Origin of the sequence: Ahrensia sp. R2A130, assembly GCF_000179775.1 — a bacterium.
Taxonomy (GTDB): Bacteria; Pseudomonadota; Alphaproteobacteria; order Rhizobiales; family Rhizobiaceae; genus Pseudahrensia.
Genome location: NZ_AEEB01000022.1, coordinates 202,736 through 228,525 on the forward strand (window position 1 = coordinate 202,736; position 25,790 = coordinate 228,525).

25 protein-coding genes are annotated in these 25,790 nt (G+C 57.0%); 13 read left to right on the forward strand and 12 right to left on the reverse strand.

The features are described 5' to 3' along the window. The first annotated feature begins 78 nt into the window (after positions 1 to 78). The gene (locus tag R2A130_RS14330) at positions 79 to 1,848 is read left to right on the forward strand and encodes a bifunctional diguanylate cyclase/phosphodiesterase (protein WP_009758516.1); all 1,770 of its coding nucleotides are present in this window, start codon (positions 79 to 81) and stop codon (positions 1,846 to 1,848) included. Here the strand turns inward: R2A130_RS14330 and R2A130_RS14335 are convergent. Further along, the gene (locus R2A130_RS14335) at positions 1,845 to 2,267 is read right to left on the reverse strand and encodes a cupin domain-containing protein (protein WP_009758517.1); all 423 of its coding nucleotides are present in this window, start codon (positions 2,265 to 2,267) and stop codon (positions 1,845 to 1,847) included. The genes R2A130_RS14330 and R2A130_RS14335 overlap by 4 nt on opposite strands. Next, positions 2,267 to 3,043: a hydroxyacylglutathione hydrolase gene (gene gloB / locus R2A130_RS14340; protein ID WP_009758518.1), complete on the reverse strand. Its 777-nt coding sequence runs from the start codon at positions 3,041 to 3,043 to the stop codon at positions 2,267 to 2,269. Before gloB ends, R2A130_RS14335 begins: the two co-directional genes overlap by 1 nt. A gap of 177 nt (positions 3,044 to 3,220) precedes the next feature. On the opposite strand from gloB, the gene R2A130_RS14345 reads away from it, so the two are divergent. The 3 genes from R2A130_RS14345 to R2A130_RS14355 are packed head-to-tail and all read left to right on the forward strand — an operon-like array spanning position 3,221 to position 6,096. After that, positions 3,221 to 4,030 (forward strand): class I SAM-dependent methyltransferase, encoded by an 810-nt coding sequence (locus tag R2A130_RS14345; RefSeq protein WP_009758519.1) that lies wholly within the window; start codon positions 3,221 to 3,223, stop codon positions 4,028 to 4,030. A gap of 46 nt (positions 4,031 to 4,076) precedes the next feature. Beyond that, positions 4,077 to 5,168 carry a histidinol-phosphate transaminase gene (gene hisC, locus R2A130_RS14350; protein WP_009758520.1) on the forward strand — a complete coding sequence of 364 codons (1,092 nt, stop codon included), beginning with the start codon at positions 4,077 to 4,079 and terminating at the stop codon, positions 5,166 to 5,168. Then, complete coding sequence (locus tag R2A130_RS14355; protein ID WP_009758521.1) at positions 5,161 to 6,096, forward strand: prephenate/arogenate dehydrogenase family protein; 936 nt, start codon at positions 5,161 to 5,163, stop codon at positions 6,094 to 6,096. Before hisC ends, R2A130_RS14355 begins: the two co-directional genes overlap by 8 nt. Here the strand turns inward: R2A130_RS14355 and R2A130_RS14360 are convergent. Next, the gene (locus R2A130_RS14360; protein ID WP_009758522.1) at positions 6,093 to 7,058 is read right to left on the reverse strand and encodes a DUF2125 domain-containing protein; all 966 of its coding nucleotides are present in this window, start codon (positions 7,056 to 7,058) and stop codon (positions 6,093 to 6,095) included. The genes R2A130_RS14355 and R2A130_RS14360 overlap by 4 nt on opposite strands. Positions 7,059 to 7,186: 128 nt before the next feature. Here R2A130_RS14360 and R2A130_RS14365 point away from each other — a divergent pair, with 128 nt between their 5' ends. Then, entirely contained in the window at positions 7,187 to 7,732 is a 546-nt protein-coding gene (locus R2A130_RS14365; protein ID WP_040306203.1) for a gamma-glutamylcyclotransferase, read from the forward strand. A 4-nt stretch (positions 7,733 to 7,736) separates the two neighbouring features. On the opposite strand, the gene R2A130_RS14370 is transcribed toward R2A130_RS14365, so the two are convergent. The 5 genes from R2A130_RS14370 to ftsE all read right to left on the reverse strand — a co-directional run bounded on the left by R2A130_RS14370 (position 7,737) and on the right by ftsE (position 11,845). Next, positions 7,737 to 8,111 (reverse strand): hypothetical protein, encoded by a 375-nt coding sequence (locus R2A130_RS14370; protein WP_156798543.1) that lies wholly within the window; start codon positions 8,109 to 8,111, stop codon positions 7,737 to 7,739. A 159-nt stretch (positions 8,112 to 8,270) separates the two neighbouring features. After that, entirely contained in the window at positions 8,271 to 9,101 is an 831-nt protein-coding gene (locus R2A130_RS14375; protein ID WP_009758525.1) for a 1-acyl-sn-glycerol-3-phosphate acyltransferase, read from the reverse strand. Positions 9,102 to 9,140: 39 nt separating this feature from the next. Continuing rightward, complete coding sequence (locus R2A130_RS14380) at positions 9,141 to 9,860, reverse strand: YdcF family protein (RefSeq protein WP_198008753.1); 720 nt, start codon at positions 9,858 to 9,860, stop codon at positions 9,141 to 9,143. Between the two features lie 169 nt (positions 9,861 to 10,029). Beyond that, on the reverse strand, positions 10,030 to 11,193 hold the full coding sequence (locus tag R2A130_RS14385) for an ABC transporter permease (protein WP_009758527.1): 1,164 nt from the start codon (positions 11,191 to 11,193) through the stop codon (positions 10,030 to 10,032). Next, a complete protein-coding gene (gene ftsE / locus R2A130_RS14390; RefSeq protein WP_009758528.1) occupies positions 11,186 to 11,845 on the reverse strand; it encodes a cell division ATP-binding protein FtsE in 660 nt (219 codons plus the stop codon). Before ftsE ends, R2A130_RS14385 begins: the two co-directional genes overlap by 8 nt. Positions 11,846 to 12,040: 195 nt before the next feature. On the opposite strand from ftsE, the gene R2A130_RS14395 reads away from it, so the two are divergent. The 3 genes from R2A130_RS14395 to R2A130_RS14405 all read left to right on the forward strand — a co-directional run bounded on the left by R2A130_RS14395 (position 12,041) and on the right by R2A130_RS14405 (position 13,835). Further along, complete coding sequence (locus tag R2A130_RS14395; protein WP_009758529.1) at positions 12,041 to 12,742, forward strand: zinc finger-domain-containing protein; 702 nt, start codon at positions 12,041 to 12,043, stop codon at positions 12,740 to 12,742. Between the two features lie 11 nt (positions 12,743 to 12,753). Further along, positions 12,754 to 13,350: a hypoxanthine phosphoribosyltransferase gene (gene hpt / locus R2A130_RS14400; RefSeq protein WP_009758530.1), complete on the forward strand. Its 597-nt coding sequence runs from the start codon at positions 12,754 to 12,756 to the stop codon at positions 13,348 to 13,350. Positions 13,351 to 13,418: 68 nt separating this feature from the next. Further along, entirely contained in the window at positions 13,419 to 13,835 is a 417-nt protein-coding gene (locus tag R2A130_RS14405) for a response regulator (protein ID WP_009758531.1), read from the forward strand. A gap of 84 nt (positions 13,836 to 13,919) precedes the next feature. On the opposite strand, the gene R2A130_RS14410 is transcribed toward R2A130_RS14405, so the two are convergent. Together R2A130_RS14410 and R2A130_RS14415 are read right to left on the reverse strand one after the other, a co-directional pair. Further along, a complete protein-coding gene (locus tag R2A130_RS14410; RefSeq protein WP_009758532.1) occupies positions 13,920 to 14,762 on the reverse strand; it encodes an FkbM family methyltransferase in 843 nt (280 codons plus the stop codon). Beyond that, entirely contained in the window at positions 14,752 to 17,193 is a 2,442-nt protein-coding gene (locus R2A130_RS14415; protein ID WP_040306097.1) for a mechanosensitive ion channel family protein, read from the reverse strand. Before R2A130_RS14415 ends, R2A130_RS14410 begins: the two co-directional genes overlap by 11 nt. Positions 17,194 to 17,268: 75 nt before the next feature. Between R2A130_RS14415 and R2A130_RS14420 the strand changes: the two genes are divergently transcribed. From R2A130_RS14420 to R2A130_RS14440, 5 genes are all read left to right on the forward strand, one after another. Beyond that, positions 17,269 to 17,895, forward strand: coding sequence for a histidine phosphatase family protein (locus R2A130_RS14420; protein ID WP_009758534.1), 627 nt, complete (start codon positions 17,269 to 17,271; stop codon positions 17,893 to 17,895). 131 nt (positions 17,896 to 18,026) lie between these two features. Then, positions 18,027 to 19,985, forward strand: a complete 1,959-nt coding sequence (locus tag R2A130_RS14425; RefSeq protein WP_371179398.1) for an ABC transporter ATP-binding protein — start codon at positions 18,027 to 18,029, stop codon at positions 19,983 to 19,985. A 17-nt stretch (positions 19,986 to 20,002) separates the two neighbouring features. After that, a complete protein-coding gene (locus tag R2A130_RS14430; protein ID WP_009758536.1) occupies positions 20,003 to 21,835 on the forward strand; it encodes an ABC transporter substrate-binding protein in 1,833 nt (610 codons plus the stop codon). A gap of 47 nt (positions 21,836 to 21,882) precedes the next feature. Then, on the forward strand, positions 21,883 to 22,881 hold the full coding sequence (locus tag R2A130_RS14435; protein ID WP_009758537.1) for an ABC transporter permease: 999 nt from the start codon (positions 21,883 to 21,885) through the stop codon (positions 22,879 to 22,881). A gap of 152 nt (positions 22,882 to 23,033) precedes the next feature. Next, positions 23,034 to 24,242 carry an ABC transporter permease gene (locus R2A130_RS14440; RefSeq protein WP_156798566.1) on the forward strand — a complete coding sequence of 403 codons (1,209 nt, stop codon included), beginning with the start codon at positions 23,034 to 23,036 and terminating at the stop codon, positions 24,240 to 24,242. Positions 24,243 to 24,246: 4 nt separating this feature from the next. On the opposite strand, the gene lysA is transcribed toward R2A130_RS14440, so the two are convergent. Together lysA and R2A130_RS14450 are read right to left on the reverse strand one after the other, a co-directional pair. Next, positions 24,247 to 25,518, reverse strand: coding sequence for a diaminopimelate decarboxylase (gene lysA, locus R2A130_RS14445; protein ID WP_009758539.1), 1,272 nt, complete (start codon positions 25,516 to 25,518; stop codon positions 24,247 to 24,249). A gap of 33 nt (positions 25,519 to 25,551) precedes the next feature. Beyond that, positions 25,552 to 25,761 carry a hypothetical protein gene (locus tag R2A130_RS14450; RefSeq protein WP_009758540.1) on the reverse strand — a complete coding sequence of 70 codons (210 nt, stop codon included), beginning with the start codon at positions 25,759 to 25,761 and terminating at the stop codon, positions 25,552 to 25,554. Between the last annotated feature and the right edge of the window lie 29 nt (positions 25,762 to 25,790).

Below are 25,790 nucleotides of genomic sequence, written 5' to 3' on the forward strand. Positions count from 1 at the left end.
GGCACCAACGTGGTTACCGCTTCGTTAACCGTTAAAAGCTATGTTGTTTGCGGAATGTCGCGCGCCCACAGGACACAAATGTCTATCACTGCAAATGTCCAAGCACTACACGCGCAGCCGCAAACGGCGGAGCGACGCTTTTCTGCTGACGGTGTTCTGAATTCCGTTGGTGAGGCCGTTTACGAATGGAACCTGGCCAACGATTATCTCGATTGGAGCACAGGCACGAGCGATCTGCTGGGCATAACAGATACCGGCATGATGATGACCAACCGGAACTGGGAAGCGCTTCTCGTGCCGGGTAGCGTCAACAGCCGTGGCGCAGCACTGGCCGAAAGCGAACAGACCGACGACGGCACCGGCGTTCCCTATCAGATTCAATACGCACTTTCCGGCGGTCATCTTCGTGATGGGCAAGACGTGTGGCTTGAAGACACTGGCCGTTGGTTCGCCAATCCTGAAACCGGGCGTCCAGCACGGGCGCATGGTGTAATTCGCATCGTCACCGAGCGCCGCAAACGCGAAGAGCGTGTCGACCGCATGTCGCGCTTCGACCCTCTCACTGGTCTTCTCAACCGTGCGCGCCTGACCGTCGAGCTGGACACACTTTTCTCCACCCTCGTGGATGACGGGAAGCCTGCATCTTTCATCCTTTTGGGGTTGGAACACTTCGACCTCGTCAATCAAGTCTATGGTTTTGAAGCTGGTGACGCCGTGATGAGCGAAGCCGCCCGCCGCATTACAGCCAACCTGCGCGCCACAGATATTGTGGGCCGCTTTTCCGGTGCAAAAATCGGCGTAGTGCTGCCCGAATGCGATGACCAAGACATGCTGATTGCCGGCTATCGTATGCTCAATGTCTTACGCAATGAGCCTATCATCACCGATTGCGGCTCAATCGCGCTCACCATTTCCATAGGCGGCGTCTCCATTCCACAGCACGCGCGCGAATGCCGTACAGCCTTTATGGCAGCCAATCAGGCTTTGGAAGAAAGCCGCCGCAACCGCGACAATGTCGTGGCTGTCTATCGCCCTGACCCGGAACGCGAACGCCTTCGGCTCGAAGCTGGCATCATGGCAGAAAACATCATCAACGCCTTGCGCGAAGGCCGCATTCATCTGGTCTGGCAACCCATAGTCGATGCAGAAACCGGCGAAGTGGCCTTCCACGAGGCTCTTGTGCGGTTAGAAGAACATGACGGCACATCCATCGAGGCTGGCGACTTCGTGGCCATCGCAGAACGTCTCGGACTAATCCGGCTTGTGGACCACCACGCGCTCGATTTGGCGCTGGAAACGATGAAGCGATGCAGCACCGCAACCTTCTCGCTAAACGTATCAAACGAAACGGCCTGCGACCCCGAATGGCTGTCGAAGGTCGCACACGCGATCCATGAATGCCCCGACATTGCCAAACGCCTGATCGTCGAAATTACCGAATCCCACGCTGCCGAATCCGATGACGAGGCCCGCCGTTTCATCAATTCACTCGCAGACCTCGGATGTCGCGTTGCATTGGACGATTTTGGTGCCGGTTACACTTCGTTTCGAACGCTGAAAGCCTTGCCCTTCGATGTCATCAAGATAGACGGACAATTCGCGGTCGATCTGGAACACAGCGTCGAGAACCAGACCTTTATTCAGTCTCTAGTAAAGCTGGCCAGTCTCTACGGCGCGCGCACCGTTGTGGAATGGGTCGAGGACGACGAGACCGCAAAAATGCTGCGGGAATGGGGCGTCGATTACCTACAGGGCTTCGCCTATGGCCGCCCGCGCAAACTACTGCCATGGCCCATTGATCGGCCTGCCGAAGAGGCAGCAGTGCCCGAAATTATCGAAGAAATTTAACTGCTCCGCGGCATCGGTCGCCAGTCCGGCGGGGCCATCTCGAAGTTTTCAAAGCTGAACGCAGGCGCGACGGTGCAGGCGCACAATGTCCAGTGACCAAGGCTTTCCGCCGTCTGCCACCAATCCGCTGGCACCGTGTGCTGCGGCATCTCCCCCATCGCCAACGCTTTCCCAAGCCGATGCGCTTCCGCGTCATGCCCGTTGGGCGAAAGCGTCAACGCCAGCGGCCCACCCGCCAGATGGTGCCAGGTCTCTGCGCTGCCCATCACACGATGCCAATGGGAACATTCGCCAGCTTCCAACAGATACAGGATTGCCGTTCCGTGTTCATCGCGGAACGTCTCGCGGAAATGGCCGCCTTCAGGATGTGGGGCAAGATCGAGTTGAGCCACGATCTCCGCTACTGAAAACCCCTCCATCAGAAGCGGTCCTTGCGCACGCGTAGTTCGGCAAACACGTCCACATCGTCGGCATCTTCCATGCCTAGATAAGCGCGAATGGCGGGATCTTTCACACGCAGAAACGGGTTTGTCGCTTTTTCTTCTGCAATGGTCGTCGGCAGCGTAGGCGCTCCCTCATCGCGCAAAAGCTCAACTTCGCGCGCACGCTCCAGAAGCCGCTTATTGGTGCCGTCCACCGAGACAGCGAACTTCGCGTTAGACAACGTGTATTCGTGGCCTGCGTAAACCTTCGTCTCGTCAGGCAGTCGCGCAAGACGCTGGAGGGCTGTGTGCATCATCTCTGCATCGCCCTCAAAGATGCGTCCGCAGCCCATGGCAAAAAGCGCGTCCGCTGCAAACACCACACCATCATCAGGGAAGTAATAGGCCACCTGCCCCAATGTGTGGCCGGGTGTTCCTATGACTTGAACACGCCGTCCCAAAACCTCGATTTCGTCACCGTGGTTTACAGACTGGTCGATGCCCGGAATGCGGTCCTCTTCTTCCGCAGGCCCAATGATTGTGCACTTTTGCGAGGCTTTCAGCGACTTGTTGCCCTCAACATGGTCCTGGTGGTGATGGGTCGTGAGCAGCGTGTGCAAATGCAGCCCCTTATCTTCCAACACATCCTCAATGGGCTCCACTTCCGGCGCATCGATACAAATCGCTTCCTTAGCCCCACGCTCCCGCATGATGATTCCATAATTGTCGCTCCGGCAGGGAAACTGGAAAATCTGGAGAGTGCTATCGGTCATCTATCTATCTTTCTTGCAGTAAGGTCAGTCAGCAAGGCACCGAAGAGGTGTCCGGCGCGTGGCTCGCGCCGCCCTCGCGGAGCGATCGGCAAAGCCGATCTGCGTGAGCGCAAATATTATGCATGTGAGAGAATTACAGCGTTTCCCAAAGGGAAACAAAAGCTGTAATTCTCTCACATGCAGATGGATATCGTTGATCTTCGCCAGTTCTATGCCACACCTCTGGGTGCGATGGCACGTCGCTCCGTGCAATTGGCGCTGACGAGCCTATGGAAACCGCTCACATCGGAACGTTTGGTCGGCCTCGGTTACGCAACACCTTGGCTGGACGCTTTCCGTGCAGACGCAGAACGCACGTTGGCGTTGATGCCCGCGCGGCAAGGCGCAGTGCACTGGCCGTTTGGCGAAGATTGCGCCACGGCCTTGGTTTTCGATGAAGACCTGCCTCTGGCCGACGCCAGCATCGACCGCATGTTGCTTGTCCATGCGCTGGAACATTTTGAAAATGTCGATGAAGCCCTGTCGGAAATCTGGCGCGTACTCGCTCCCGGCGGCAAGCTGATTATCGTCGTGCCAAACCGACGTGGCGTTTGGGCACGGATGGAACACACGCCTTACGGTTCCGGCCGACCATGGAGTGGCGGACAATTGTCGAAGCTTCTGCGCAGCCACATGTTCACGCCGACATCTTGGTCGGACGCGCTGCACTTTCCGCCATCATCGAAAAAACTGGCCAGCCGTTTTGCGCCAACCATGGAGCGTTTTGGCCGCCGGTTCGTACCTGCCTTTGCAGGCGTATTGGTGGTGGAAGCAACCAAGCAGGTCTATCAAGGCTTGCCCGTGCGGCAGCGGCAGTCACGCCGTGTGTTTGTGCCAGTTCTCGCACCACAGGGGGCAAGCAGCACTGGCTCCAATACAAACAGAACTGGCCGCGACACGCCGTCCGCGAAGAACGCTGGCGTTTCCAAACGCAAGCTAGTGATCTAAACGACACCTCAACAGCACCGACGCCACCCCAGTTCGAGAAGCAGCCATGACAAAACCTGTACCCAATTCCGGCGTCATGGATATCGCTGCCTATGTTCCGGGCAAGTCGAAGGCGCCCGCTGGCGTGAAGCTGCACAAGCTGTCGGCCAACGAAACGCCACTCGGCCCAAGCCCCGCTGCAAAGGCTGCCTTCGCGGCACTGGCCGAACGGCTTGAGGATTATCCTGACGGGTCCGCGAGCAATTTGCGTGCGGCAATCGCAAAGGCTCACGGCATCAACGCCGACAACATTTTATGCGGCAACGGGTCAGACGAATTGCTTGGACTGTTGGCTCAAACCTATCTGCGCCCAGGCGATGAAGCGATCTACACCGAGCACGGTTTTCTGGTTTACCGCATTGGTATTCTGGCCGCTGGCGCTGCGCCCGTTGTCGCGCCGGAAACCGATAAGACGGCTGATGTCGATGCCATTCTCGCCTGCGTCACAGACAAGACGAAAATCGTTTTCCTGGCCAACCCAAACAACCCGACCGGCACATATGTGCCGATGAGCGAGGTTCGCCGGTTGCACGAAAGCTTGCCGGCAAATGTCTTGCTGGTGCTTGATGCGGCCTACGCGGAATATGTGCGCCGCAACGACTATGAAAGCGGCATCGAATTGGTGGCAGGAAACTCCAACGTCGTCATGACCCGCACCTTTTCCAAGATCCACGGCCTTGCCGCTTTGCGTGTGGGTTGGATGTTTGCGCCCGCCGAAATCTGTGACGCCATCGACCGTGTGCGCGGGCCTTTCAACGTGAATGCTGCAGCCTTAGCAGCCGCTGAAGCGGCCATCGCAGACCGCTCCATGGTGGACAAGGCGATTTCCCATAATGACGAATGGCTGGTTTGGGTCACGGAACAGATCGAAGCGCTGGGCCTCACGGTCACACCGTCGGTCGGCAACTTCATCCTCATACATTTCCCGCAGGAAGCCGGACGCACCGCGGCGGAAGCCGATGATTTTCTAACCTCGCGCGGCTACGTTTTGCGCCGCGTCGCAGGCTATGGCCTGCCCGATGCCATGCGCATGACCATCGGCACAGAAGAAGCCTGCAAAGGCACGGTCGCGACGTTGAAGGAATTCCTCAATGGCTGACACATCCAACTTCCAACCCTTTAAGCGGTTGGCGCTGATCGGCATCGGCCTGATCGGTTCATCCATCGCATTGCGCGCACGCCGCGATGGCTTGGCAGACGAAATCGTCATCTGCACCCGCCGTGCCGAGACGCTCGACAAAGCCCGCGAGTTGAACTTGGGGGACGTTTATACCGACCGTGTCAGCGAAGCCGTGACCGACTCCGATTGCGTTATATTGTGCGTGCCGGTTGGCGCGTTCTCCTCGGTTGGCGAGCGTATGGCCGGTCACCTCGCACCCGGCGCAATCGTCACCGATGTGGGATCGGTCAAACGCTCGGTCATCGACCAACTAGCACCGCACATTCCCGATAACGTGCATCTCGTACCCGGCCACCCGATTGCCGGGACTGAACATTCTGGTCCCGAAGCCGGTTTCGCAACGCTGTTCGATAACCGCTGGCAGTTGCTAACACCACTTGAAAGCACCGACCCTGAAGCGACCGAACGACTCGCTGCATTTTGGCGCGCGCTTGGTTCGCAGGTCGATATAATGACCCCGGAACACCACGATCGCGTGCTGGCCGTGACCAGTCATATTCCGCATTTGATCGCTTACAACATCGTCGGTACGGCGGATGATTTGGCCGAGATCACTCAGTCCGAAGTCATTAAATATTCGGCATCCGGCTTCCGCGATTTTACCCGCATCGCAGCTTCCGATCCCGTCATGTGGCGCGACGTGTTTTTGCACAACAAGGACGCGACGCTGGAGATGCTGGGGCGCTTTTCCGAGGATCTAGCGGCCTTGCAGCGGGCTATCCGTCACGGGGACGGTGATCTTCTATTCGATCACTTCACACGAACGCGGGAAATTCGTCGCGGAATCATTGAGGCCGGGCAGGAAACGTCGGAACCGAACTTCGGGCGTTATAAAACGGATAGTTAGTTCAGTTTCAGCGGCGGAATATCGGCAATCTTGATAAAGCCGAGGCGCAGCGCGCCATTATCCAGCATTACGTCGATGCTGCGCATGGATGTACCATCGAAGTCGCGCGCCTGCCCCATACCATTGACTGCCTGTGTCAGGGTCGCGACCACCTGTTCGGCTTGCGGGCCAAGCGGCTGTACCCAGCGGCGCAAAGCATCGGGATCGGTCACCGCGATACGCACCGGGCCGTTCAATCGTCCGTCGGGCAACAGGTCGATATTGCCTACAATTGTCAGCCGTCCACTATCACGGGTTTTCAAATCGAGCCGACGCAGGTTGAGTTTGCCACCATCCGCCAGCACTTCGCGCCAAGACAGCCCGCGCTCTACGATGTCGCGATAACCATCGGTCAGCGTGGCAAACAGCCAGACTGTTGCGGGGGCAAGGTTACCAATCTGAGGGATGGTGCTCGCCACGTTGTTACCGCGCAGGCTTACCGTAAGGTCAGCCTCGTTGCGTTGCGCTTCGCCTGACAACATATCCGCCTTGGCTGTGATGGCGCCAAAGGCCAGGGTTGGTGACGGCATTCCGAAACGGGCAAGATCAAAACCACCATCCGTTCGCACATCGATAATCGCCTCTGCATTGTCGAAGCGCAGAGACGAAGCGCCGAGTGCGATGGGCGAAGCCAGATCGATGGTCAGTCTACGGGGTTCTGGCAGTTCGATTCCCGCGGCCATCCGGCCAGCGGCGACCGGAGCTACGAGTTGTGGCGATTGAAATTCGACCGAATCACAGGTCACTTTCATGGCAAAAGGAAAGCCGCTGGTAGCGCGGTCCGCGCAGGTGACGTCGGTTCCGGCAGTCCGCAAACGTGAGATGACGTCGTCGGTTTGGCCACCAATATAGGCGGCGAGTGCGAACCAAGCGGCGCTCCATCCGGCGACGATCAATACAATCAGGGCGAGAAGAATTTTCATGCGTCGTTCAATCCCGCTGCAGCTACTTTAGCAAGCCCGTAAGGGGCTGTTAAATGAGCTTCCGATCCGGCAGGAGTTGGGCAACGCGCAAAATGATTGAGCGCGGCGGTGAGAGCGGACAAACCAGCATGACACAAGACCAAGTGCCAGCAGACCATTTTTGGGTCTTCGGTTACGGCTCCCTGATGTGGAAGCCCGGATTTGACTATCTGGAACGCCAGCGTGCGACCATGCACGGCGTCCACCGTTCACCTTGCATTTTCTCATGGGTCCATCGCGGCACTGTAGCAAGCCCGGGCATCGTCATGGGTTTGGATGAGGGCGGGTTTTGCGAGGGCGTCGCGTTTAAGGTGAACATGAACCAACAGCGCGAGGTCGTGGACTATCTGCGCGCCCGTGAGCTCGTCACCAATGTCTATATCGAGGTCACCCGCGAGGGGCATTTGGACAATGGCGAGACGGTGCCGATGTTGTGCTACGTGGCTGACACCACGCACCAGCAATATGCAGACAATCTATCCATCGATGCGCTGGTCGCCCAAATTTCCGGAGCGGAAGGGCAGTCAGGCAAGAACGAGGACTATATCCTCGATACCGTGGAGAAGATGCGGGAAATGGAAATCCACGACGAACGTATGGAAGCTGTGGCTGCCCGCTTATCTCGCCCCGGCTAGCGAATTATAGGTCGGCCAGAACAGCGCGGTTGCCAGCAGCGCTGTTATCATCGGGCAAATGCACGAACAAAGCGCCGCGCCCCACTGCACGATGAGCCGAGAAACCAATTTCCACCTCGCCAGCTTCACCCGACTGCGCAGCGAACACCCCGTTGCCGTAAAGCAAAGCCTGTTCCGCCGTGATTGCGGAAAACACGTAGCGGCGACCGGATTGGCCTTGCAGATAAACGAAACGCCCAAGCCCTGCCCGCGTTGCAGCACACCGCGCCATAGAGACTTTGCGAACCTTGTTGGCCGACCGCCGCTCGGCAATCTGCTCTACCTGCGCCTGTACAAGCGTATGAACATGAAGCGGAAGAACGTGTTGCAGCGCGGTCATGGTATCAGTTCCTTTCATCCGGAGTTCGTGGCCCTGCGCCATGATCCCGTTTTGTTCCTAAGAACGTAAAGTGAACTGGTTAATGGAACGTTACAAGAACAAAATGTGTGAATGGGAAAATATTCTACCCTTCGACGCCCGTCTAAGCGGGTGGAAGCGCTAGGCGGAAGCGCCCTCGCCCGTTGTCTCCAACCGGGCTTTTTCGCGAAGACGGGCCCGCTCGACACCTGCTTTCACCTCCGCTGACATGGGCGGCACATGCTCGTCACGGGTCGCCATGAGGTAGAGATCTTCACAGCCCTCTTCGATGCGGCGTTCCAGTTCGGCCGCGAATGTCTCGCTGTCGAGTCCGGGTTGGATGGGTTCAAGAAACGCGCAGCGCAGCGTACCGGGGTAGCGCTTGAAACTGTGACGCGGCCAGTAAAGGCCGCTGTTCAGCGCCACCGGAACCACGGGCGTATTAAGGTCGAGATACATGCGCGTAATGCCGTAACGGTAGTTTGGAGGCGCGCCTGCTGCCATACGGCTGCCTTCAGGGAAGATCAGGATTTGTCGCCCCTCTTCCACGCGTTCAGCCGCAATCTTGAGCATACGGCGCATGGCCTTGCCCTTATCTTCACGACGAATAGGAATGTGACGCAGTTTTGCGACATACCAGCCGAAAAACGGCAGCTTCATCAGCTGTTCCTTCAGCACGAACGCCGAGCTGGGCAGCATTTCATTGATGGCGTAAAAATCCCAGTTGCACTGGTGCTTGGCCGCTATCAGCGCGCCTTGTCCACTAACCGGAATATTCTCGCGACCCAAAATCTCCATCTTCGTACCGACCATCCAACGCTGCAGCCAATAGCTGCTACGTGCCCATCGCTTCGGCACTTCCTCGGCACCCTCAAAACTCATAAAGAAATAAAACGGGGTTTGGATGACCATCTGAAAAATCAGATTGAAGACCCAGACGATGTTGAAGAGAACGGAGCGAAGCGCGAGCATAATGACGATTTCAGCTTGAGACGAGCGTGATGCTTCGCTCTAGCCGCCCAGCATGGACCCGCGCAATGCGCTAATGGTTTGCGGCTTCAGGTACTCACGCATCGCTGCCCCGACATACTTCACGTATTCCACGACGAGAAAACGCAAAGTCTCCGGGTTTTTCCACCAGCCTTCGCGGGCCAGTGGCTCCAAAATAACGGCGTGTGGCTTGATATTAAGCTTGGGCATAGTGCGGCGGAATTCCAGCAGACTGCGCGGCATATGATAGCTGGATGTGACCACAATAAGTGATGAGTAACCCTTGTCGGCCACCCATTTTGCCGTTTCGCGGGCATTGCCGATTGTGTCCAGCGCAGCACGTTCAACGTCGACGCAACAATCAAAAAGCGGCGCGTGATTTGTATTGATGGCCTTCAGCGCAGCCACGCTTGTATCTTCATTCACACCGGAGATCAGCAACCGCTTGCCCTTGCCTGCTGCAATCAGGTCCAACCCTTCTGCAATGCGGGCCGAACCGCCGGTCAACACCACAACAGCATCAGCGGCTGGTACGCGCGCAGCTTCCAATTGCTCAGTGCTCGTCACACCGTCTGAAAACTTGAGGAAACCGCCGACAAGCAGCCCGACGCCAATGAAAAGAAGCACCAGAAACAAACGAGAAAACAAACGGAACAGAAACCCGATGCCACGGCCCGTGCCGCGCGCAACCTTGCGGGTACGCCCTAAATCATTGCCATCATTGGCATGCGGCTCGGCCATAGCCATACACCCGCTTTCTTATGCATTGGATTCCCCTGCAGGGCACCAAACGCGGTTACATCTCACCGCTCTTCCGCCGCCAGAAAAGCTCTTACATCTTATTATCACGCAGTTTGCAGCGCGGGGGAAGAGCTTCCGGTCACAGTTGCCAGAACCCTTTTATCACCAACTAATCCCGCGAGCGAACCGTACCATCAAGCCCGCCCACATGGCGCATGACGGTGTAGCGCGAGGTGAAGGCTGTCAGCAGCGCCACAGCAAAAATGAGAATAGCGACACCGAGATAACCTGCCGGCCCCACTGAAAACGTACCGAACAGTGCACGCACCTGCTCCGCTGCCGGATCGGCGACAGATGTGCCGGTCCAGTACCCCATCACGATGAAGGATATGATCGCAGCCACGCCACCAACAACGGCACCCCGTAGACCAAGCAGCAGAAAGTGCTTCTGAAACTGCCCTGCAATATAGGGCGGTTCAGCACCCACAAAATGCAACACCTCGATCACATGGGCATTGCCCGCCATCGCACCGCGTGTGGCAAACACCACGATGAGAACGGTGGCGGCCACCACCAGCAGGAAGATGACGATACCGATAGCGATCATCGAGCCGGCCATTGTAGCCAAGCGTCCGACCCATGCACGATGATCGTCCAACGTTGCGGTGGGAATTTCTGTTTCCAACCGCACACGCAACGTGTCGAGGTCGGGCGGGTTCGATAGGTCGATACCGAGCATGATCATCGCAGGAATGGGCAATGCATCGGCAACGCCGCCGAGCGCAGGATCAAGGCCAGCACCCAACCAGGGTGCCAGCAGTTCTGACACTTGAGCATCATCCATCACCTTGACCGAGACGATACCAACCATCGCGCCAGCAATCGTTTGCGCCGATAAAATGTCGGCTGCGAGATCGCGACCTTCAGCAGGTGCAATCTGTACTGTCACTTCGCGGGAAACATCGCTTGTCCAACCGCGCGCAGAATCGTTGACCAACGTCACCGCGCCCAAAGTCAGGCTGGCAAGAAATGTCATGATCGCAACCACCAGCGTCAGCGCGGTGCTGGCGACGGAAGCATGGGGCACGATGGATTGTTGAGGCCGGTCATCTTCGCCGCCCTCTGCTGCCGTTGATGGTTTGACGGCTTTGCCGCTCCAACCGCGCCGCTTGGCCAAGCTTGCGATCCGCGACGGCTTTTTGAACTGCTCGGCAGCAGCAGGTTTTGCAACATCCGGTTTCGGCGCAGTTTTTTCGACCACTGCTGGTTTTTCGAACTCGCCCGTATTCTCGTCCACCACGAATGGCCCGACCTTCTTTTTCGGTTCAATCATGGATCGCCAGCCTGCCGTGGTTCAAAACCATGCGCCGCGCGTTTACCTGATCCATCAGCGCAAGGTCGTGGGTCGCGATGACGACAGACGTGCCGGAGCGGTTCAACTCTATGAACAGTCGCAGCAACCGACGCGCCAATGTCGGGTCGAGGTTGCCGGTCGGTTCATCCGCCAGCAGCAGTTCAGGCTGGTCGATCAAGGCTCGTGCGACAGCAGCACGTTGTTGTTCGCCACCAGAAAGGACGGAGGGACGAGCGTGAATGCGCGCGGACAGGCCAACCCACTTCAACAGATCGATCACATCACGCCGATAGCGAACTTCTTCGACACCGCGCACCCGCAACGGCAGGGCGACGTTTTCGTAAAGTGTGAGATGTTCCAGCAAGCGGAAATCCTGAAACACGATGCCAATGCGGCGGCGAAGCGCAGGAAGGCTTTCACGATCCAGCATGGCGCTGTCCTGTCCAAACAGTTCCACCTTGCCCCGCGTCGGTTTCATGGACGCGAACAGCAGCCGCAACAGGCTGGTCTTGCCCGCACCTGATGGGCCTGTAAGAAACTGGAACGAGCCTTTGCCGATGGTGAAGTTGAGGTCGCGCAGCACCTCTTCGCCCGCTCCATAGCGAACGCCGACTTCATCGAATCGGATCATGCGGCGCTCCCTCTTGAAGTGCGGTCGGTTTATCGGATGCAGCGTTCACCCCTGCACGGTTAAATCGTGGTTAACACGGTATAAAGATCGGCTCCACAGCCGGGTTTTGGAAGCGAAGCATTAACCATTTCCATTCATAAATAGGCGGTATCAAGACGCCCTCTTTGCGTCTGCCAGACGTGAGTGAGTTTCGCTATGACCGTGATCTGCCCAGCCTGCGACGCCCGTTTCCGCGATCCACCGCAAGAGATCGTCGTGAAAGCGCGTCCGCTGCAATGCAGCGCCTGCGATCACGAATGGACACCCGTTTCTGAAACGACAGGCCGCATGATCGTAGCAGCCCCTTCCATGGATCCGACCATGGAAGACCTGATGGACACCGCTTGTCGGGACCGGAATCTGCCTGTCATTGCCGAAGAACGGCCTGAGCCGATCTTCGTGGATTCACTGCCGCCCGAAGCTATCCCTTCCGCACCGTGGCCGAAAACTGCTCTGGCCGGTCTTTGCCTGCTCATGGTTGGCGTTTTGGGCGTTGGCTTGAAAGACACGATTGTGGAGAACGTACCGCAGTCAGCACAGGTCTATCGTGCTGCCGGTCTTCTGTCCGATCATCCGGGTCTAAAAATCGCGCGGGTGACCACGGTGAAGGAAACCCGCGACGGTATCCGCAAACTTATCGTGCGCGGTGAAATCGAGAACGTCGCTTCAGGTCCCGTTCCCGTGCCGTCTCTCGATCTCGTCATGTTGGGTGAAGGTTCAGACAAACTGTACCAATGGACCGTCACCGCATCAGCGTCACAACTGGGCGCTGGTGAAAAAGGTCGCTTCACAGCGGTCGCCCACGGTTTCCCCGAGGGCGTGCGCGATGTAAAGGTGAGCTTTACGCCGCCAAAATAGCGAACACCCCCATGAATGACACCGCACCCGATGCTTCAAACGAAATCGTGGTGCGGGGCAAACGCATCTCGACACTGTTTTCACCGGAACAGATCAACGAGCGTAATCTCGCCATGGCAGAAGCGATGGCGGAGGCAGCAGCCGACACCACAAACCACCGCATGAAACGCGACCTGCTGGTGATCGCGGTTCTCAAAGGCTCCTTCATTTTCGCAGCTGATCTCATCCGCGCTATGCATCTGCGCGGCATGGCGCCAGAGGTCGAGTTCATCACCCTGTCATCCTACGGCAAGGGCACAGAATCGGTGGGCGTCACCATCGTGAAAGACATCGACAGCGATCCCAGAGACCGCGATGTGCTGCTGATCGACGATATTCTGGAGAGCGGCAACACGTTGAAATTCGCCCGCGATCTGATGATGGAACGCGGTGCGGCAAGCGTTGAAATTGCAGTGCTTCTGGACAAGCGGTCCAAGCGAAAAGCCGATATAAACCCAGACTATACGGGCTTCGTTTGCCCCGATCACTTCGTCGTCGGCTACGGCATGGATGTCGCTTACGCCTTCCGCGAACTTCCCTTTGTGGGTGTCGTCGAAGGTGATGCCTGAAGCAGAAATTAACAGGAATTAACGCAGCGTTTACGTTTCGTTAACCAGCCTTTCGCCATGGTTAACACATGGCAAGGATTCTACTCACAGAAGATGATTCGGCAGTGCGCGCCTTCGTTGCTCGCGCACTTGCGGCTGACGGTCATACCGTCACCGAAGCCGATGATGGTGAAGACGGTTACGACCGCCTGATCGAACATGAGGGCGATTTCGACCTTTTGCTTACAGATGTGAAAATGCCGTTCATGGATGGTATCGAACTCGCCGAGCAGGCCGCCAAACATTATCCCGATCTCAAAATTCTGATGATGACCGGCTATGCCGACCAGCGCGAACGGGCCGATAATCTCGATGCGATCATCATCGATGTGGTCTCGAAACCCTTTACGTTGAAGCACATTCGCCAGGCGGTGAACTCCGCCTTGCAGGGCCGAACGGTTCCTTCAAGGATGCGCGACGACGAGAACTTGGCCGCGACGGGCTAAAGGCCTTCTCCCTCTTTTGCCCGTCGTAGCCGTTCTTTTTATTGGATAAATCGTCCTCCCGCCAAAACTTCGGGAAAACAGCTGCTATTTTAGCGAAAACAGCCGGTTTTCCAGATTTTGGAAGCCGATTTCGTAGTTTTTCGCCTTGAAAATCGACATCAAATCTCGCTCCCAGAGCGCTTCGTGAGCAACCTCGATGAGGATGTGTTTCGGCAACAACTCATCCGGCACAGAATCGAAAAACGAGGCCAGCGCCCGGTCTTCAAAACCCTCCACGTCGATCTTCAGCATATCGATTTTCGACACACCACTTTCCATCACGATATCCAGCAATGGGCGCACCGAAACCCGTTCGCTCACCTTCGCATTCGCCGTGCCTTCCGGCAGCAATGACGTGTGGCCGATATTGGAACCACCATCGGACCACAGTTCCATTTCGCTAACTTCAGGACCGGCAGCGGCCTGAAATACATGGCTGGTCGGCAAACCGTTGGCAGCGAGGTTGAAGCGCAGTTTCTCCACCGTGCGTGGATGTGGCTCCAGCGCAATGAGCGTGGCATCACCACCGCATCTGGTGCCGACGAAACAGGAGTAGGAACCGACATTCGCGCCGATATCAACGAACACCATGCCGGGTGTCAGATGAGGCAAAAGCGCCTCATGCTCTTCCCGTTCAGGTAAGTCCGAACGCCCGAATATGATGCGGTCGCAATGGTTTTCCGAAGGGTACAGCCGCAGCTTCATGCCCTCAAATTCCACGTCAAATGGACCCGCAACAGGCCGCGCGAATTTCTTCCGCAGCTTCTGCCGCCATTTCGCAGGCATCACCCGCCAGTCTGAAACCGACCAGCGGAACCGCTCAGAAAACGTCGCCGTGTAACGACCAAACGGCGTTACCGTGTCGAGCGTCGCCCCCTTACCGACCACCGCCGTCTCCTTTTCCGCCAGCGGCAGCCATCGCTTCTTCTTCGGCATCTATGACGGAACGGGCTGCGGCAGTGACCGCCTTTTTCTCTTCTTCATTAAGCCGGTCGCTGTTGGCATCTTCGGCCAAACGCACCGTCACCTCTTTATGGGCAAAGTGGATGCCTTCGCGGGCAAACAGATCCTGAATGCTTTCATAGACCACCTTGCGGGTGACGAATTGTTCGCCGGGCTTGGTCATGAATTTCACACGAATGATCATCGCGCTGTCTTCCATCTTATAGACGCCCTGGCTTTTCAGCGGCTGCATGAAGGTGTGGCCGACCTGCGGATGGTCCAGCAGTTGTTGACCCAATTTTTTCACCAGCTTGCGGACCTTTTCCGTATCGGTGTCATAGGTCACCCGCAGCGGCAGTTTCATCAGCACCCAATCGCGGGAATAGTTGGTGAGCTGTTTGATCTCGCCGAAGGGCAATGTGTGCAGCGCGCCGAGGTGGTGGCGAAGCTGGAAGGAGCGAACGGAAATTTTTTCCACCGTGCCTTTGATGCCTTCGATCTCGACATATTCCCCGCGCCGGAATGCATCGTCCAACAGGAAGAACGCGCCGGAGAACATGTCCTGAATGAGCTTTTGCGAACCGAAACCAACGGCAATACCCACCACACCGGCACCAGCGAACAGAGGCCCGATATCAACGCCGAGTTCCGACAGCACGATCATCAGCGCAATCGACACGATGATGGAAATCAACACGTAGCGCACGATGGGCAGCAGGGTCGCCATGCGCGATGCGCCAGCGCCGCCGCCTTCACCTTCGCCAGCATCTTCTGTTGGCATACCACCTTCAGCTTCCATTCTCCGGTCGACGAACAGACCCACAGCACGATAGGCAAACCACCCCAAAGCACTGACCAGAATGATGTCGAGGAAAGACGCCCACCAGTTATTTTGCGCCATAACATCGATGCCCCAGATGCGGCCCAATTCGCCCAGCGCAAACACGATCACAATTGCTCCGACCGAGCGTTCGATCAATCCGCGCAGCAGCGGCTGATATTCGAATTGAACCTCGGCTTCTTCGGCAGGCGGCGCACCGGCTTCGGCCACCAACATTTCCTCACCCTCTTGCGGGGGAATTACATCATCTTCTTCTTCGCCATCATAGTCAGCCCGCATTGCAGCAGCAGCTATAGCGGCCTGCTCTCGTTGCCGCTCGAGTTCCATCGCTTGGCGCTCATAAAACTTCTGCTCACGGCGTTGGTAGAGAAGCTGGATGACCAGCAGTGCCACGCCCTGTGCGATCAGCGCCGCATAAGAGACGACAAAAGGCCCGATGATGAAGGCACCAGCGTTCGGCTGAAGCGATGCAACCCGCCACGTGAACATGACAAACGCAGCAATTGCGTAGATGACAATAAAAGGCGGAACCAAACGCGCCAAATTCGTGCGCGCCTTGTAAAACGCCATGCCAGCAGAACTTGGTGCAACGACGTGAGACAGCGCACGCCAGTTTATCACCGTGATCAAAATCAGCATCGAAACTGCAAAACCGGCATTGAAGATATATAGAAGCTGCGCTTCACCAAGCGACAAAAGGCCGTTGCCGTTGAATTCGCCGTTGCCTGAATTGAAGCCGATCAACACAAAAAAGCGGGTTATGGCGGTTGCAACCAGCACCAGCGCCACCATCACCCACCAATGCAGGTGCATCCGCTTCGCTTCTTCATCGCTGAGATTGACCAAGCGATGCTTCGGCGCGTCATACGCCAGCAAGTTCCATGACACGCCGTAACGCAACATTCGGTAGATGGCGTAGGCGATGATGATTTCGACGGTGACGATGCGAGTTCGCGGATCACCATTGTGAAGCAGGATCGCGATAATGCCAGCGATCACCACGAACCCTAGCGCGAACAGGGCCGACATAAGCGCCCTGAACAAAAGATATCTGACCTTGTCTGCCGCAGTATGCGGTTCCGCGTGGTGCATATGGGAAAAGCGGCGACGGGTAGCCTGAATAACCGAGCGCATGATGACCCAAGCTATGCCCAGCCCCAGAGCTGCATTGAACAGCCCATTATAAAGCCACCCCTTGCCACCCTTCGGCCCCATCTCTGCGGACAGAACCTTGCCCAGCGTTTCCGGCAGTTGCGGGGTAAGCGCCAAAATCTGCCTTACGCGCTCTCGAATTTTTAGCGCGCGCTGCGCATCGAACATCGACGTGTCCGGCGCAGCCTTGTCGTCCTGCCCCGGACGCACAACGATAACGGTTGAGCCGTCGCGTTTAGCGTCTTCAATAAGTTGGCTCAGACCATCTTTTGCGCCGTCCTCCGCCAGCAATTTACTGGCTACTCCCACTTGAGCAAATGACGGTTGAAGACCAGCCCCGATAAGAGACAGCGCGATGAGGAATATGGATAAAATCTGTTTCATCGAAAGACCATGACCGCACCTCCAGCCCCTCGCAAGGCACTTGTCCCGGACGGCAGGCTTCTGCAGAAAGCAACAATGACATTTCCCCAACCTTTGGTCTTCCTGCGTCACGGCGTGACCGACTGGAACCGGCAAGCCCGCTATCAGGGCAGCACGGATATCGAGTTGTCGGCGGACGGACGACGTATGATGCTTGGTCAGGCTGCTTTGATCGAACGACTGTGCGATTTGGAGACGCTGGATCGCAACCAACTATTATTCGTGTCATCACCACTTGTGCGCGCCAGACAGAGCGCCACAGAAATTGCCGCCCATATGGGGCGCCACGAAGATACTCTTCAAGTCGAAGACAGGCTTCGCGAACTGTCTATGGGGCGCTGGGAAGGACTGACCAGTCAACAGGTCAAAGACCGCTTCTACAAGGAGCGGAAAGGTCGCAAAACCAACCGGTGGACATTTGCAGCTGCAGATGGCGGTGAAAGCATGGCCGAGCGAGCAACCTCAATCATGCAAGCCGTAGCAGGGCTTCCACCCCACAGCATCGTCGTCACCCATGCTGTCGTGTTGCGCATATTGCTGCATGAATTGGGGCAACAACCGCAAGCAGAGGCAGCGCAAGCCGCGATCCCTCATCAAGGCCTTTATGTGCTCGACAAATCACAGTTTCAGCTATTCGGGGAGGAAGGTGTTTCTGCTCTTTGAACCTCTGCACAAATCGTGTCACAGTTCCGTCAACATCCGTATCGTAGCGGATACGCGTGGCGGTGAGGCCACGTTATGCGAGGCCAAGGGAGTTGGTGTTGGAACAAGGGCAGTCGCTGCGCGATAAAACTATCGCTGCACAGGCGCGTGGCGCCGATATTAGTGCCGATGCGACGGCGCAACCCCACGACATCATACGCATCGACGATTTGCACATCTCCATTGATCTGAAGGGGGCTGATCTCGACGTGGTGCGCGGAACGTCTTTTCGCATTCCGGCTGGCAAGACCGTCGCACTGGTTGGAGAGTCCGGTTCTGGCAAGTCGATACTGTCGCAAGCCATTCTCGGTATTCTGCCCAATGTGGCACGCATTAAATCCGGCTCGATCTGGTACCGCGAATTACCTGACGACGCGCCGCTCGACCTAGCCAAATTGCACGACCGTGCTCCCGAGCGCGTAGCGCTCCGCGGCGGCAAGATGTCGATCATCTTTCAGGAGCCGATGACGTCCCTGTCGCCGCTGCACACCATCGGCAACCAAATCGGCGAAGCCTTCAAGCTGCACCGCGATGTACCCGGCGGCATAGAGGGCGACGCGACGCGGGCAACCGTGGTCGACATGCTCGATCTGGTGGGCTTTCCCAATCCTGAAGCTGCCTACTCCATGTATCCCATGGAGTTGTCCGGCGGCCTGCGCCAGCGCGCTATGATCGCCATGGCGTTGATCTGCCACCCCGCGCTTCTGATCGCTGATGAGCCGACGACGGCCCTCGATGTATCCATGCAAGCCCGCATTCTGGCGCTGTTGAAAAGCTTGCAGGAACGGCTTGGAATGGCCGTTCTTCTCATCACGCACGATCTCGGCGTGGTGGCCAATATGGCCGATGAAGTTGTCGTCATGTATCACGGGCAGATCATGGAAGCGGGCACCCGCGAAGCCATTTTCCGTGACCCGCAGCATCCCTATTTGAAAGCCCTGCTCGAAGCCGTGCCCGATCTTTCCATGGGCTACGACGAAAAGCTGCAATCGCTGCGCGACATCGACCACGAAATCCCAGCCTCGATGGCGGGCGGAGTATCGGCAGGCAGCGATCATGACAATGACCTTCTGCTTGAAGTGAAGAACCTGTCGAAGACCTTCATCGCCAAAAAGAACAAAGGCCTGTTCGGCAAGACTGCCACCAAAGTCCACGCCGTAGATGACGTCAGTTTTGAAGTTCGTCGCGGCGAATGTTTCGGGTTGGTTGGAGAGTCCGGCTGCGGCAAGACCACGACACTGAAACTACTCGTCCGCGCGCTGACTTCAGACAGTGGCGAGGTGCTATGGCACGAAGGCAGAGACAGCACCGATCTGATGTCGATCAGCGACAACCAGTTGCAGGAATTCCGCAAGAAATTGCAGATGGTGTTTCAAGACCCGTTCTCGTCGCTGTCTCCACGCTCCACCGTGCTGAACATTTTGCGCGAGCCGCTGGAAGTGCACAATATCGGCAACAGTGAAGAGCAGAAGCAATATGCAGCCGAACTGTTGCGGCTGGTGGGCCTAACGCCCACTTATCTTGGCCGCTATCCACATTCCTTCTCCGGCGGTCAGCGGCAACGCATCGGCATCGCTCGCGCCCTCGCGCTTCGCCCGCAATTGCTTGTGTTGGATGAACCCGTCTCCGCGCTTGATGTTTCCGTACAGGCGCAGGTGCTGAACCTGCTGAAACAGTTACAGGCCGAACTCGGTCTCACCTACATTTTCATCAGCCACAATCTCGCGGTCGTCCGCTACATCGCGGACCGCATAGGTGTGATGTATCGCGGACAACTGGTGGAAATGGCAGCCCGCAGAGAACTGTTTGAAAACCCGGTCCACCCGTACACAAAGGCGCTGCTGAAAGTGGTGCCCCACGCTGATCTTGATCACCCACTCGACTTCGAAGCCTACGAACAGGACACCGGCGAAGGCCCCGTCCATTTCCCAGCACCCTTCGAAGCCTCACATCCCGATGATGATCACACCATGACAATGGTGCGGTTATCGCCGACCCACACCGTGCGCGCCCTTGCAGGCACAACACCCGCAGATCTTACCCAGTCTTAGAGTATGAAAGGCCAACCATGACCTTCTTCAAAAGCCTCGTTTCCGCACTTGCCGTGACCGCTGTCAGCGCGACAGCAGCCTTCGCTGGCCCACCGGAACAGCCCCGTGTGCTGGACTTTGACGCGATGGGAAAAACCATCGGCAAGCGCGGTGGAACGCTCACCACGCTTATGGCAAAGCCCAAAGATGTCCGCTGGATCACCGTCTATGGCGGCGCGCGGCTGGTGACTTGGGATCAGGACTACAACCTCACCCCGGACATTCTTGAAAGCATCGAGGTAGAGGGAAACCGCATCTTCACACTGAAGCTTCGCAAGGGACACATGTGGTCCGACGGTCAGCCCTTCACCACCGAAGATTTCCGCTATTGGTGGGAAGACGTGGCGCAAAACGATCAGCTTGAACCTAGCGGCCCGCCACGTGAAATGCTGGTGGACGGCAAACTGCCAAAGGTCACGTTCATCGACGAACTGACAGTGCGCTACGAGTGGGAGACGGTGAACCCGGTGTTCTTGACAGCACTTGCCGGTGCCAGCCCGACCTACATCTATATGCCCGCCCACTTTGCTCGGCAGTATCACGAAAAATACGCCGATCCAGCCAAGATAACGTCGCTGATCGAGTCTGAAAAAGTCCAGAACTGGACCTCGCTTCACAAGCGTTTCACCCGCCAGTACCGCCCGGAAAACCCCGACATGCCGAGCCTGCAGCCGTGGACGAACTCCACAAAGCTGCCCAGCGAGCGCATCATCTTCAAGCGCAACCCGAACTATCACCGCGTTGATTCAAACGGCACGCAACTGCCCTATCTCGATGAGGTCATTCTCAACATGGCGTCCTCCGCCATCATCGCGGCCAAGGCAGGCACTGGCGAAACCGATCTTCAGGCCCGTTACATCCGCTTCGACAATTACGCCTTCCTGAAACAGGGTGCCGACAAGGGCGGCTACAACGTGTTGTTGTGGCCATCGGGGCGCGGTTCGGAAATGACATTGCTGCCGAACCTCAACACCAAGGATGAGGGCTTCCGCGCCGCCATGGCAGATGTCCGCGTTCGCCGCGCCTTGTCCATGGGCATCGACCGCGACGAGATCAACGAAGCCATCTTCTTTGGCCTTGGCCGCCCGCAGGCTAACTCCGTTCTTCCGGACAGCCCGCTGTTCAAACAGGAATACGCAGACGCCTGGGCCATGCGCGATCTCGACAAGGCAAATGCGCTTTTGGATGAAGCCGGTTTCGACAAGAAAGACGGTGAAGGCTTCCGCATCATGCCCGATGGTCGTCCATTTGAAATCATCGTGGAAACGGCAGGCGAGAGCAGCCAGGAAACAGATATTCTCCAGCTTATCGCCGACCATTGGAAACAGATCGCCGTGAAGCTTTTCGTCAAACCATCCCAGCGCGATATCCTGCGCGGTCGTGTGTCCAACGGCGAAACCGTAATGTCCACCTGGCAGGGTCTGAACCGCGGCTTGGCCACGGCACAAATGAACCCCGAAGAACTGGCGCCCATCTCACCTGTGCAGGCGCAGTGGCCGTCTTACGGGTTGCACTACGAATCCAAGGGCTCCACCGGCACCGCACCGAACACGCCGGAAATCAAACGCCTTGCCGAGCTCTATACGTCCTGGCGCAAAGCTGGCGATACCGCAGAGCAAACCAAGATCTGGGATGAGATGCTCTCCATCTTCACCGATCAGGTTTACACCATCGGCGTCGTATCAGGTGGTTTGCAGCCGGTCGTTGTATCCAACAAATTGAAGAATGTTCCTGAAACGGCGGTATGGGCCTTCGAGCCAACGCTCTATTTTGGCCAATCCATGCCTGACACATACTTCATGGCCGAGTGAGTATGACAAACCCTTTCACCCACCCCAACGGACAGGAATAGCCAAGCATGTTTCGCTACATCCTGACCCGATGCGCCGCCATGATACCGACGCTTATTCTAGCGTCGCTCGTCATCTTCACGATCATCCAGCTTCCGCCGGGCGATTATGTCGAGACCTATATCGGCGAGCTCCTAGCGTCGGGCGAAAGCGTGGACATGGCGCGGGTGGAGTATCTGCGCGCTGAATACGGGCTCGATCAGCCAATGTGGAAGCGTTATTTGCTATGGATCGGCAATTTCGTCACCGGCGATTTCGGCTATTCCTTCGAGTATCAGCGCCCCGTTTCCGAGGTCGTGGGCAACCGCCTTTGGCTGACGATCCTCGTGTCATTTGCCACGATCATTCTCACATGGGTCATCGCTTTTCCCATCGGCATCTACTCTGCAACCCACCAGTACAGCTGGGGCGATTACGGCCTCACCTTCTTCGGCCTGCTCGGGTTGGCGACACCCAACTTCCTGCTGGCACTGGTGATGATGTATTTCGCCCAGACCATCTTCGGCGTCTCCATCGGTGGGTTGATGGACGCCGAATATATCGACCAGCCGATGAGCTGGGATAAATTCAAATCCATTCTCGAACACCTCATCGTGCCAACGATTGTCATCGGCACATCGGGCACGGCTGCCATGATCCGCCGCATCCGCGCGAACCTGTTGGATGAATTGCAGAAGCAATACGTCACCACGGCCCGCGCCAAGGGCGTGCCGCCATTCAAAGCGCTGGTGAAATATCCACTCCGCATGAGCCTGAATTTCTTTGTGGCTGATATCGGCTCGCTCCTGCCTGCCATCATTTCGGGGGCAGAAATTGTCGCCATAGTGCTGTCGCTACAAACCACAGGTCCATTGCTAATCGCCGCGTTGCAGTCTCAAGACATGTATCTGGCCGGTTCCTTCCTCATGTTCCTCGCAACACTGACAGTCATCGGCGTGCTGTTGTCCGACATTCTGCTCGGCTTCCTAGATCCCCGTATCCGTTTGACCGGAGGGGCATCGAAATGAGTGATGACAAAAGTAAAAGCGTTCTCACCGGCAACACGTTGACCAGCGATGCGGTGGATACGGCGCGCACGGAGACCTTCGCAGCCGATAGCAATACACCCCTCACCGTGGACGAAACATCCGGCGCAGAAGCCGCCGCTGCTGCAGCGCGGATGAAAGCCAATCTGCCGGAAGGCACACAAACCGGTTCGCCACTGCCAGCAGAAGGCGCAGGCGCCCTGCCCCACTTCGTCTCCACTGCGCCTTTCGATTTGCAGTCGGTCGAGCAGCTGACGCCCGAGCAGGAGAAAATATACTTCGCCTCGCAGCTCACGCTCATGTGGTGGAAATTCAGGCAGCACCGCGTTGCCGTATGGTCCGGCGTATTCCTGCTGGTGCTTTATTCGACGATTTTCATCTCCGAATTCTTGTCGCCGTGGAACTACCAAACCCGCCATTCCAAGCACATCTATGTGCCACCACAGGGTGTGCATCTGTTCCACGATGGCGAGTTCATAGGCCCCTTCGTCTATGATCTGAAGCGCAAATTGAACCTTGAGACCATGACGCGTGAGTATACGGTTGATGAGTCTAAGCCGCTAAAACTGTCCTTCTTCTGCTCCGGCGACAAATACAATTGGTTCGGCCTCATACCTGCTGACAACCATCTAGTTTGTGCGCCGAAAGGCGCACCATTTTATCTTTTGGGAACGGACAGGCTGGGCCGCGATATGCTCTCGCGCATACTGCAAGGCGCGCGTATCTCGCTGACCATCGGCCTCATCGGAATCACAGTATCCTTCTTCCTCGGTATCGTGATCGGTGGCGCTGCGGGCTATTATGGCTCATGGGTCGATATGATTGTGCAGCGCGTGATCGAGGTTCTGCAATCCATTCCCACGATCCCGCTATGGCTGACGCTATCAGCCATCATGCCCGCGAGTTGGTCGCCGATCCTGATCTATTTCGGGATAACCATCATCTTGGGGCTGCTCGACTGGACAGGGCTTGCGCGCGCCGTGCGTTCAAAACTCTTGAGTTTGCGTGAGGAAGATTACGTGCTGGCAGCCCAGCTGATCGGCGCAAAAGCCCCCCGCATCATTGGTCGCCATCTGGTACCAGGCTTCATGAGCCACCTCATCGCATCGGCAACGATTACCATTCCGACGATGATCTTGGGCGAAACGGCACTCTCGTTCCTCGGCCTTGGCCTGCGCGAACCGATCACGTCCTGGGGTGTGCTGCTCAACGAGGCGCAGTCCATCAACGTGGTCGCGGTCTTCCCGTGGCTGATGTTACCGGTCGTGCCCGTCATCTTCGTCATCATCGCCTTCAATTTCCTGGGCGATGGACTGCGAGACGCGGCAGACCCTTACAAGTAAGGACTCAGTCGTCGAACCAGTCCGGCACCGAATCCAGATCAATCAATTCGTCCAGCGAAAGACGCGGGCGGATGACGTGGTATTGGTCACCCTTCACCATTACTTCCGGCACAAGCGCGCGGGTGTTGTAGGTGCCGGCCTGCACAGCGCCGTAGGCACCGGCTGAGCCCAGCGCGATAAGGTCACCAGGGCGCGGCTTTTGCATTTCGCGTTCCTTGGCAAGGTAGTCGCCGGACTCGCAAACCGGACCGACAACATCAGCGGTGAAGCGCGGACCGTTGCCACGGTTAACATCGACCGACCGTACCTCGTGGTATGCCTCGTAAAGTGTCGGGCGGATGAGATCGTTCATGGCACCATCGACGATGACGAAAGAACGCGCATCGCCCTCTTTCACGTAGATCACCTTGGTGACGAACAGGCCTGCATTGCCAGCGATCAAGCGCCCTGGCTCGAAGATCACCTTCGCGTCCAAACCGGTCACATGCTTTTTCACGACAGCCGCGTAATCATCCGGGTTCGGCGGCGGGTTGTTGTCATCGTGGTAGGGAATACCGAGACCACCACCAACGTCCACATGCTGGATGTCATGCCCTTCGCCGCGCAGATGCCCGACGAGATCGGCCAACTTTCCAAACGCCGTATCGAATGGCGCAAGATCAGTGATCTGCGATCCGATATGCATGTCGATACCGGTGACTTTGATACCCGGCAGTTCCGCAGCACGCGCATAAATGCGTGACGCTTCTTCGTGGGGAATACCGAATTTATCGGTCTTCTTGCCGGTAGAAATTTTCTCGATGGTCTTCGCGTCCACATCGGGGTTGATGCGGAAAGACACATGAGCCGTCTTGCCCATCGCTGCAGCGCGCGCAGACAACATTTCGAGTTCCGGCTCGGACTCAATGTTGAAGCACAGGATCTCTTCGCCTAACGCGAGGTCCATTTCGGCCACGGTCTTGCCAACACCGGAAAACATGATCTTGGATGCGGGAATACCCGCACGGCGCGCGCGGGTGAGTTCACCACCAGATACGACGTCGGCACCAGAACCTAGGCGCGCCAGAGTTTCCAGCACGGCCTGATTGGAATTGGCCTTCATCGCGTAGCAAACGAGCGCATCCAGCTCGGAAAACGCATCGGCAAACACCGTGTAATGCCGCGTCAGCGTGGCGGAAGAATAGACGTAGAAGGGCGTACCCACCTCTTCTGCAATACGCGGCAGGGAAACATCTTCAGCATGCAAAATGCCGTTGCGATAATCAAAATGGTTCACGGTGATTTTCCGAAAATAAAGAGAGCCGAAGCTCTATTTCAGCAGACCGTCGAGAATGAATTTCTTTTCGGGATTCTGCGAGTTTGGCGTAGGCCGCGCGGGCGCAGGACGTTTGTCCGCCTTCGCCTGATCGACCGCCGCCTGCGACGGCGTAACCGGCGAACCGCGACGGCCACAGCCGGTCACAACTGCGAGTGCAACGATGCAAGTTAGGGTGACAGCGATGTTGGTCAAACGGGCCATGAAGATTGTTCTATCAGCTTTATGAAATT

What these genes read in the sequence shown, in the direction of transcription:
- R2A130_RS14330 (WP_009758516.1), top strand. Translation starts at nt 79, where the DNA reads ATGTCTATCACTGCAAATGTCCAAGCACTACACGCGCAGCCGCAAACG.
- R2A130_RS14335 (WP_009758517.1), bottom strand. Translation starts at nt 2,267, where the DNA reads ATGGAGGGGTTTTCAGTAGCGGAGATCGTGGCTCAACTCGATCTTGCC.
- gloB (WP_009758518.1), bottom strand. Translation starts at nt 3,043, where the DNA reads ATGACCGATAGCACTCTCCAGATTTTCCAGTTTCCCTGCCGGAGCGAC.
- R2A130_RS14345 (WP_009758519.1), top strand. Translation starts at nt 3,221, where the DNA reads ATGCAGATGGATATCGTTGATCTTCGCCAGTTCTATGCCACACCTCTG.
- hisC (WP_009758520.1), top strand. Translation starts at nt 4,077, where the DNA reads ATGACAAAACCTGTACCCAATTCCGGCGTCATGGATATCGCTGCCTAT.
- R2A130_RS14355 (WP_009758521.1), top strand. Translation starts at nt 5,161, where the DNA reads ATGGCTGACACATCCAACTTCCAACCCTTTAAGCGGTTGGCGCTGATC.
- R2A130_RS14360 (WP_009758522.1), bottom strand. Translation starts at nt 7,058, where the DNA reads ATGAAAATTCTTCTCGCCCTGATTGTATTGATCGTCGCCGGATGGAGC.
- R2A130_RS14365 (WP_040306203.1), top strand. Translation starts at nt 7,187, where the DNA reads ATGACACAAGACCAAGTGCCAGCAGACCATTTTTGGGTCTTCGGTTAC.
- R2A130_RS14370 (WP_156798543.1), bottom strand. Translation starts at nt 8,111, where the DNA reads ATGACCGCGCTGCAACACGTTCTTCCGCTTCATGTTCATACGCTTGTA.
- R2A130_RS14375 (WP_009758525.1), bottom strand. Translation starts at nt 9,101, where the DNA reads ATGCTCGCGCTTCGCTCCGTTCTCTTCAACATCGTCTGGGTCTTCAAT.
- R2A130_RS14380 (WP_198008753.1), bottom strand. Translation starts at nt 9,860, where the DNA reads ATGGCCGAGCCGCATGCCAATGATGGCAATGATTTAGGGCGTACCCGC.
- R2A130_RS14385 (WP_009758527.1), bottom strand. Translation starts at nt 11,193, where the DNA reads ATGATTGAACCGAAAAAGAAGGTCGGGCCATTCGTGGTGGACGAGAAT.
- ftsE (WP_009758528.1), bottom strand. Translation starts at nt 11,845, where the DNA reads ATGATCCGATTCGATGAAGTCGGCGTTCGCTATGGAGCGGGCGAAGAG.
- R2A130_RS14395 (WP_009758529.1), top strand. Translation starts at nt 12,041, where the DNA reads ATGACCGTGATCTGCCCAGCCTGCGACGCCCGTTTCCGCGATCCACCG.
- hpt (WP_009758530.1), top strand. Translation starts at nt 12,754, where the DNA reads ATGAATGACACCGCACCCGATGCTTCAAACGAAATCGTGGTGCGGGGC.
- R2A130_RS14405 (WP_009758531.1), top strand. Translation starts at nt 13,419, where the DNA reads ATGGCAAGGATTCTACTCACAGAAGATGATTCGGCAGTGCGCGCCTTC.
- R2A130_RS14415 (WP_040306097.1), bottom strand. Translation starts at nt 17,193, where the DNA reads ATGAAACAGATTTTATCCATATTCCTCATCGCGCTGTCTCTTATCGGG.
- R2A130_RS14420 (WP_009758534.1), top strand. Translation starts at nt 17,269, where the DNA reads ATGACATTTCCCCAACCTTTGGTCTTCCTGCGTCACGGCGTGACCGAC.
- R2A130_RS14430 (WP_009758536.1), top strand. Translation starts at nt 20,003, where the DNA reads ATGACCTTCTTCAAAAGCCTCGTTTCCGCACTTGCCGTGACCGCTGTC.
- R2A130_RS14435 (WP_009758537.1), top strand. Translation starts at nt 21,883, where the DNA reads ATGTTTCGCTACATCCTGACCCGATGCGCCGCCATGATACCGACGCTT.
- R2A130_RS14440 (WP_156798566.1), top strand. Translation starts at nt 23,034, where the DNA reads ATGAAAGCCAATCTGCCGGAAGGCACACAAACCGGTTCGCCACTGCCA.
- R2A130_RS14450 (WP_009758540.1), bottom strand. Translation starts at nt 25,761, where the DNA reads ATGGCCCGTTTGACCAACATCGCTGTCACCCTAACTTGCATCGTTGCA.